2 protein-coding genes are annotated in these 1075 nt (G+C 31.1%); both read left to right on the top strand.

Features of this window, described 5'->3' with window-relative positions; all coding sequences use genetic code 11:
• Window positions 1-77 precede the first annotated feature (77 nt).
• Window positions 78-668: a Panacea domain-containing protein gene (locus tag F6K22_RS41445; protein WP_293111036.1), complete on the top strand. Its 591-nt coding sequence runs from the start codon at window positions 78-80 to the stop codon at window positions 666-668.
• Window positions 640-1074 (top strand): hypothetical protein, encoded by a 435-nt coding sequence (locus F6K22_RS41440; RefSeq protein WP_293111034.1) that lies wholly within the window; start codon window positions 640-642, stop codon window positions 1072-1074. The genes F6K22_RS41445 and F6K22_RS41440 overlap by 29 nt, the downstream gene beginning before the upstream one ends.
• Window position 1075: the final 1 nt, after the last annotated feature.

Here is a 1075-nt window from a genome sequence, read left to right as displayed (position 1 = left end):
TATATAATTCCTTACTTAGTGTAAATTGATAAATATCTATAGTAGTATTAAATTAAAAATAAACAGATAAAACTCCAATGATTAACCCCTTAGAAATAGCCAAATATTTCATTATGCGGGCTTATGAAGATGGTAGAGAAGCTCAAATAACCAATATGAAAGTACAAAAACTTCTCTACTATAGCCAATGCTTATATTTAGCTCTTAATAATGAACCTTTATTCACGAATGAAATACAAGCTTGGCGATATGGTCCTGTTTGTCCTCCTGCTTATAAATTTTACAGTAAATTTGAAGCCGAACAATTACCAATCCCAAACCAGGAAAGTATTGCTAATATTTCCTCAGAAATCAAAGAAGTTTTAGAGGAAACTTGGCAATACTTCGGTGAATATCATGCTTACTATTTAAGTGATTTAACCCACTTAGAATTTCCTTGGAAAAAAGCCAGAAAAGGTTTACCTAGTTATGCAAGTTCAACCGAACCTATCTTATTAGAAGATATGCGTTTATTAGGAGAAGAAAAACTTTTAGAAATTGAGAAAGGACATCCTCACTATGCTCCAATTGTTTCTCATATTTTAGAAACAGCAATAGAGTCTAAGGAAGAACCAGAATATATTCAGCAAGGAGAAGTTAATGACTGGCTCAACTCCCTTCTTAATTGAGAATTATGCTAACTTTAAACGGAGTTTAAAAAAGTTAGTCAAAACCTATAAATCTCAATCTCAAAAACAGGAATTTATTCGGGTTATTAGTAAACATCTCGAAGAACTAATTATTAACCCTTATCCACCTAAAGCAAAGTTTGAACCTTTACCAAGTGGTCTGAAATTACCTGATGAATGGCAATTTTATAAATTAGTTTTAACTATTGCTAAAGGTACATCAGGACAAATTAGATTAATGTATTTAGTTGACGAGAAGCAAAGAGTGATTAAGCCTTTATGGATTTATAATCATCAACAATTTGAAAAACGACCTCCTGATGGAGATATTAAAGATGTTATTCAAGAAATTTTTGAGGAAAAATATATTGACAGGGAAACTACTAAAAATCAAATAGTTGCTTGAC

Origin of the sequence: Okeania sp. SIO2F4, assembly GCF_010672385.1 — a bacterium.
GTDB lineage: Bacteria > Cyanobacteriota > Cyanobacteriia > Cyanobacteriales > Microcoleaceae > Trichodesmium.
This window is presented reverse-complemented; position numbering and strand designations above follow the sequence as displayed.